The organism is Streptomyces sp. NPDC020192 (assembly GCF_044388685.1).
Taxonomy (GTDB): Bacteria; Actinomycetota; Actinomycetes; order Streptomycetales; family Streptomycetaceae; genus Streptomyces.
Genome location: NZ_JBIRXG010000086.1, coordinates 1 through 6,273 on the forward strand (window position 1 = coordinate 1; position 6,273 = coordinate 6,273).

General features: G+C 69.8%; 4 protein-coding genes and 2 pseudogenes. 5 read left to right on the plus strand and 1 reads right to left on the minus strand.

What is annotated here, in order from left to right:
- Positions 1–830 precede the first annotated feature (830 nt).
- From ACH47Z_RS46755 to ACH47Z_RS46775, 5 genes and pseudogenes are all read left to right on the plus strand, one after another.
- Positions 831–1,355 (plus strand): peptidylprolyl isomerase, encoded by a 525-nt coding sequence (locus ACH47Z_RS46755; RefSeq protein WP_399086621.1) that lies wholly within the window; start codon positions 831–833, stop codon positions 1,353–1,355.
- 170 nt (positions 1,356–1,525) lie between these two features.
- Positions 1,526–1,987, plus strand: a pseudogene (locus ACH47Z_RS46760) (transposase); the annotation flags it as partial.
- 153 nt (positions 1,988–2,140) lie between these two features.
- Positions 2,141–2,260: pseudogene (locus tag ACH47Z_RS46765) on the plus strand (3-oxoadipate enol-lactone hydrolase); the annotation flags it as partial.
- Between the two features lie 213 nt (positions 2,261–2,473).
- Positions 2,474–3,898 carry a DEAD/DEAH box helicase gene (locus tag ACH47Z_RS46770; protein ID WP_399086624.1) on the plus strand — a complete coding sequence of 475 codons (1,425 nt, stop codon included), beginning with the start codon at positions 2,474–2,476 and terminating at the stop codon, positions 3,896–3,898.
- Between the two features lie 471 nt (positions 3,899–4,369).
- Positions 4,370–5,335, plus strand: a complete 966-nt coding sequence (locus ACH47Z_RS46775; RefSeq protein WP_399086627.1) for a RodZ domain-containing protein — start codon at positions 4,370–4,372, stop codon at positions 5,333–5,335.
- 588 nt (positions 5,336–5,923) lie between these two features.
- Here ACH47Z_RS46775 and ACH47Z_RS46780 read toward each other — a convergent pair.
- Positions 5,924–6,273 (minus strand): alpha-hydroxy-acid oxidizing protein (locus tag ACH47Z_RS46780; RefSeq protein ID WP_399086630.1); only part of this gene is annotated, 350 nt, incomplete at its 5' end.

Sequence of the window (6,273 nt, forward strand, 5' to 3'; positions counted from 1 at the left end):
GTACTTCGACGACGACATCGCCAAGCTCTACCGACGCGCCCAGGACGAGGACTGACCCAGTTCATCTGCACCCCGCTCACGGCGAAGGGCCGTACGGGGTTTCGCGGCGACAGCCTGCTGCTCGCGCCGTGACGGCGTAGGCACCCCCCCTTGAACGTCCTGCCTCGCGATCGCCTTCTGACTTTTCACGGGCAGGCGGCACAACGGAAGGCTCCCGCGAGGCGGATCCTCGCGAGAGCCTTCCGGCTGCTGATCCGGCCCCTGGCCGAGCCGGATCAGCCCGCGTCTGCGGTGCGGGCGTTCCAGCGCTCCTCTACCTTGGCCAGGCGCCAGTAACCGATGGCCAGGGCCAGACGGCCACGAAGAGGCCGACGATGACGAGCGTTCGGTGGGGGCCTCTGCGTGGACGGGGGAGGCCGCTCGACCGGGTTCGGGGGAGCATCCGTCGTGCACCGGGTGGACGCCCTGATCGGCCAGCCGACGCTGTGCCGCATCCGAACGTAGTGGCCTGCGGCCGCGGGCCGAAGGCTGGGAGGCGGATGTGGCTTGCGGGTGGGTTCTCGCCCGCCGGGCCGCGCTTTAGGCTGCGACCGCTCCGAAATCTGGCGATCTTTTGGAGGGTGTGCAGGATGAACCGAGCTCTCATGACCGCATTGGCGGCAGCAGCGTTGGTCGTGTCCGGGGGGAGCACCACCGCCTCCGCTTCCGATGCCCCGCCGCGAACCACGCACGGTCCTTGCCAGTACACCCAGACCCCGGACGAGCCGGCGGCGCGGCGGGTTCCCCTGCCGCCCGACCCGCGGCACACCCCCAGTCACGGCACGGTCGGTATGGCTGTCCGGACCAGCCAGGGCCCGCTCCCGCTGAGTCTGGACCGGGCGAAGGCGCCGTGCACGGTCCAGAGCTTCGTGCACCTGGCGCGGCACCGGTTCTACGACCGTACGGTGTGCCATCGGCTGACGGCGTATCCGACGCTGAAGGTCCTGCAGTGTGGCGACCCGACCGGCACTGGCGAGGGTGGGCCGGGGTACGAGTACAAGGACGAGCTGCCGGTGGACCTGCCGCCGGCACCGAGCGATCCGACCGGCGTCCGTCGCCTTTACGGGCGCGGTTTGCTGGCGATGGCCAACGCCGGGCCGGACACGAACGGTTCGCAGTTCTTCGTCGTCTACGGCAACTCCGCGCTGCGACCGGACTACACGGTGTTCGGCACTGTCGGTGCCGCCGGCCTGAACACGCTCGACAAGATCGCTGCTGGCGGTATCGAGCCAACTTCGCAGGACCCGGCGCCTGTCGACGGCACGCCCGTGCTGCGGACCGAGCTGCTCAGCGTCCGGCCGCCCTGCCGGCCCTGATGAACCGTGGTGCGGTCACCGTGGGTCCAGCTACGTGCCTGGTCTCACGGTGATGTGAAGTAGCCGTTGCCGACGTCCGCCCAGGTGACGTCGCCGATGTTGTCGCAGAAGGTGGCCAGGTCAGCTGGTAGGAGGTTCACATGTAGGCCAGGCCGCTGCCGTTCGAGCCGATGACCACTTGCCCTCCTAGGATCTTCGTGGAGCGACTTCTGGGAGCGGCGTATGGTGCGGGCCCTACGCCGCCGAGGACTGGTTCACGTGGCCGGCACGGTGGCGCCCGCTGCAGCCCCGGCGCGAGAGTGTCATTCCAAGCGGGCGGCCCTGCCGGCGCAGGGTCACGGGAGCAGGCCACCCGGATCACGCTGGGCCTGCTGGCATCCCGGATCGGCCAGCTCTCCGAGCAGATCCGCGAGGTGGACGCCCGTCTGACGTGGCTCGTGGAACGTCATGCCCCGCAGCTGCTCGAGGTGGTGGGGGTCGGCCCGGACACTGCGGTCACGTTGCTGATCACGGTGGGGGACAACCCGGAACGGCTGGACAGCGAGGCGTCCTTCGCCGCGCTGTGCGGTGTGAGCCCGGTCGAGCGTTCCTCGGGCCGCCGGCAGTTCCGTCGCCTCAACCGTGGTGGCGACCGTCAGGCAAATGCCGCGCTCCATCCCATCGTGTTCGCCCGTCTGCGGGTGGACCCGGCGCGAAATCGTCCGATACCTCAAACGCTACGTGGCCCGGGAGGTCTTCCACCTGGTCAAACAGCTACAGCCAGCACCCCGCTCATAGGGGCTGTCGTGACAGATGAGAGGCTCGGACGGGTGAGCGAGACACCACCGAACACCCTGCAATACCGCTTTGACGGGCCAGAAGAGGCTCCCGTCCTGATCCTGGGTCCCTCACTGGGTACCACATGGCGCAGGTTGTTCGAAGCGTCTTCTGGCGTCCACAAGGTCCGGCTGTCGTTCCTCGGCTGAGCGGCGCGGCACGGGAGGCCCGGACGGCGTGCCCCGTGCTAACGTTGCTCTTTTGCCGTGTCGCTGTGTCGGTGCTCCGTTCGGTGTCTCTGGCCGGCGGCCGCGTCCCTGCCGCGCCTTCCTCGGTACGGTCCCTTCGGAGGAAGGCTCTCTGTGAGCGAATCAGCACGTGCCGACGCCCGGCAGCAGGACGATGTGTCCGAGGTGTCGGGCGCCACTTCGGCAGTGCCCACGGCGGTGTCCTTCGCCCAGCTGGGGTTGCCGGCCGAGGTTCTGCGGGCGCTCGATGAGCAGGGTGTGACTGTGCCCTTCCCCATCCAGGCGGCGGCGCTGCCGAACGCGCTCGCGGGACGGGACGTCCTGGGCCGGGGCCGCACAGGATCCGGAAAGACGCTCGCCTTCGGCCTGGGGATGCTGGCCCGGACGGCCGGGCAGCGCGCGCAGCCGAAAGAGCCGCTGGCGCTCGTTCTGGTGCCCACCAGGGAGCTGGCGCAGCAGGTCGGCGAGGCGCTCACCCCGTACGTCGAGGCGCTGCGGCTGCGGCTCGCGACCGTGGTGGGCGGCGTGTCCATCGGACGGCAGGCCGCCGTGCTGCGGGATGGCGCCGAGGTCGTCGTCGCCACACCCGGTCGGCTGCACGATCTCATCGAGCGCAAGGGCTGCCGACTGGGACGGGTGCGCATCACGGTCCTGGACGAGGCCGACCAGATGTGTGACATGGGGTTCCTGCCACAGGTCACCGGGATCCTGGACCAGGTGCGTCCCGACGGGCAGCGGATGCTGTTCTCCGCCACCCTCGACGGCGACGTCGACCAGCTGGTGCAGCGCTACCTGCGTGACCCCGCCGTCCACTCCGTGGACCCTTCGTCCAGCGCCGTCTCCGCGATCGAGCACCACGTCTTCGTCGTGCACGGCCCGGACCGGTACGCCGTGACCACGGAGATCGCCGCTCGGGACGGCCGCGTCCTGCTGTTTCTGGACACCAAGCACGGCGTCGACCAGCTCACGCGGCATCTGCGGGCCAGCGGCGTGGCCGCCGCCGCCCTGCACAGCGGGAAGTCCCAGCCGCAGCGCACCCGGACCCTGGCCCAGTTCAAGAACGGGCAGGTCACCGCGCTGGTAGCGACGAACGTCGCCGCACGCGGCCTGCACGTCGACGACCTCGACCTCGTGGTCAACGTCGACCCGGCCACCGACCCGAAGGACTATCTGCACCGCGCGGGCCGCACGGCCCGGGCCGGCCGCTCCGGCACCGTCGTGACACTCGTCCTGTCGGGACAGCGCCGCGAGACGAGCCAGGTCATGGCGGACGCCGACGTCGCCCCCAACGTCACCAAAGTGCGGTCCGGCGAAGCGCAGCTGAGCCGGATCACCGGCGCCAAGGCCCCCTCCGGAAAGCCTCTCGACGGAGGGCCGGCCGTACCGCGCCCCAAGAACCACAACGTCCCGTTCGGCGGCCTGGGCAGCACCAAGGACGCGAAGAGCGGTTCCGGTGGCAGGTCGTCGTCCCGCAAGAGCAGCGAGGCCCGCAAGATCGCGGAGGCCCGCAAGGCGGCCCGGGTGCGGCGCGGCGGCTGAGACCGGCTTCCCGGACTGCCGTGGCGGTGTCTCCGTCTACGCTGCTGGACGGATACGCGGGACCGGAGATTGGCCGGGGTGCATCGGACGGCGTCACGTACGGGTGACCGTGCGCAGGGGGAGGCGCGCAGGCGATGGAGAACGGCGCGGACCTGCCACGGCGGATCGGTGTCTACACCGTCGAGCGAGAGCTGGGCGCGGGCGGCATGGGAACGGTCTACCTCGCCCGGTCACGGGGCGGTCGGGCCGTCGCGGTCAAGGTGGCCCGCCCCGAACTGGCGGCGGACCCGCACTTCCGGGAACGGTTCCGCGCAGAGGTCGAGGCCGCCCGCAGAGTCGGTGGTTTCCACACGGCTCCGGTCGTGGACGCCGATCCCGACGCGGAGGCGCCCTGGCTGGCCACCGCGTACATCCCCGGGCCCACGCTCAGCCGAGCTGATCGGGCGTCAAGGGCCTATGGAAAAAGCGCAGTTGAGGTCTCGCGGGGCAGCGCTGGCCGAGGCGCTCCAAGCCGTCCACGCTTGCGGGCTCGTACACCGGGATCTGAAGCCGGGCAACATCATCATGGCCGACGACGGCCCACGCGTCCTCGACTTCGGCATCACGCGGGCCGTGGAGTCCACCCGGCTGACCGCCACCGGGGCGGCCTTCGGCACCCCCGGATACCTCGCGCCCGAGCAGGCGCAGGGCGACGAAGTCGGCGGTGCCGCCGATGTGTTCGCACTCGGGGCCGTACTCGTCGCGGCGGCCGGAGGCAGCGCGTTCGGCACCGGCACGCCCATGGGGCTGATGTACCGGTCGGTGCACGAGCCCGCGGACCTCTCCGCGCTGCCGGGGGAGTTGCGGTCGCTGGTCGCCGTCTGCCTCTCCAAGGATCCGGCCGGCCGTCCCACGCCCGAGGAGCTCCTGGGCTCGCTCGGGCCGGACCCGAACCCGAACAACACACTCGCTCCCGCCACCCCTGACCGGCCGCGCGTCGCACCGCCGGTGCCGGTCGAGCCTCCCGCCGATCCCGGCCGCGTCGACGAACCTCTCCGGCGCCCCCGGCCGAACCCTCGCGCACGGCAAGGGGACGACAACCAGGGCGGCGGCCCCTCCGTCATCGCTTCGGATGGCCAGCGGGCCACGTCGCAAGCTTCCGCTCCGCCGTCCACGCCCGCATCGTCCCGGGTGAGCGCAGCCCCCAAGGACCGGGTCACGGTCGTGGTGACCGCTCAGAGCGGGCGGAGCTGGATCTCGGCGAAGGACCACAACGGCCACATTCTGTTCGACGGACTGCTGGACAACGGCGAGACCGAGAACTTCACGGACAAGAGCCAGATCAACCTGGTCCTTGGTGATGCCTCCGTCCTCCAGCTTGTCGCCAACGGCAAGGAGGTCCCGAACGACTTCCAGCCCGGCCAGGTCGAACGTCTCACCTCCGGCAGAAGCGACTAGATGTATCGACCCGCGCGGACGGTAGCGCTCTCTTCACGGATAGTGACTTCGAGCTTGAGGTGCCTGGAGGGACAAAGTTCCCTCCAGGCAACCGACTTGATCCCTCTAGAAGAACCCAAGTTTCTTCGGGCTGTAGGAACAGAGAAGGTTCTTGGTCTGCTGGTGGTACACGCCTAACATGCCGTTGAACTGGGGAAATGAGTGCAGTCGAGGCGCGTTGTGGCCGGGTGGTCCGGGAATGGCCCGGATCTTGGTCGCAGTTCTGGCTGGCTGCTTCGTCGGGCAGGCCCGAAGACACACAGCTGTGGTCCTCAGTCGTTCCCGAGGGCGTCCGCCACGTCGCGCGGCTGCGCTTGGGCGGCGAATCCGATGATGCCCAGAACGACGGCCACACCCCGGGGAAGCCGCTGTAGGGCCGGCAGGCGGGTAGGTGACCGGCATGGACGAGCACCACACAGGCGCGGCGCTGCGTTCGGCACTCGACCGGTTGGCGTGTCCCCATGACGGCGCCGCAGGCCAGGACCTTTGGCGGACCTGTACGAGCGGGAAGTCCGCGCGCATGTAGCTGGCACAGGCTGAATAGTCGGGTCACGGGCGACGCCGCAAAGCCGAGGGGCTCAGGTCTGCGATCTTCGGGTAGCCGTCGACTGCCATGAGGAGGTCAGCCTCCGCAAGGAGGGAGCGCAGCACGTGGATGATGCCGTCCTCGCCCCCCAGTGCCAGACCGTAGACGTAGGGCCGCCCCACCGCTACCGCTCGCGCGCCCAGCGCCAGCGCTTTCACCACATGGTCGCCGGAGCGCACACCCGAATCGAAGATCACTGGAATCTCGCCTGCGGCTTCGACGACGTCCGGCAGCATGTCGAGTGAGGAGAGGCCACCGTTGGCCTGGCGTCCACCGTGGTTCGAGCAGTAGATCGCATCGACACCGCCGTCGA

Bases quoted from the DNA above. Each gene is read 5' to 3' on its own strand.
- ACH47Z_RS46755 (WP_399086621.1), top strand. From the start codon at position 831: ATGGCTGTCCGGACCAGCCAGGGCCCGCTCCCGCTGAGTCTGGACCGG.